General features: G+C 70.3%; 1 protein-coding gene. It reads left to right on the plus strand.

Features of this window, described 5'->3' with window-relative positions:
• The coding region (locus tag CVH10_RS24810) for a sensor histidine kinase (RefSeq protein ID WP_369336037.1) at window positions 1–231 on the plus strand (231 nt) is incomplete at its 5' end.
• Window position 232 lies beyond the last annotated feature (1 nt).

Consider the following 232-nt stretch of genomic DNA (forward strand, 5'->3'; position numbering starts at 1 on the left):
ACGGTGCGCGATCACGGGCCGGGCATTGCGCGCGAACACCTGCCGCGCCTGACCGAGCGCTTCTATCGCGTCGAAGGCCAAAAGAGCGGCGAGCGTCAGGGCACGGGCCTGGGGCTGGCCATCGTCAAACACATCATGAACCGGCACCAGGGCGGCCTGGTGGTGGAAAGCGCGCCGGGCATGGGTGCGGCCTTCACCGCCTGGTTCCCCCAACCGGCCGCGCGGCGATAGG

It is taken from the genome of Halomonas sp. ND22Bw, assembly GCF_003011945.1.
Classification (GTDB): domain Bacteria; phylum Pseudomonadota; class Gammaproteobacteria; order Pseudomonadales; family Halomonadaceae; genus Halomonas; species Halomonas halophila.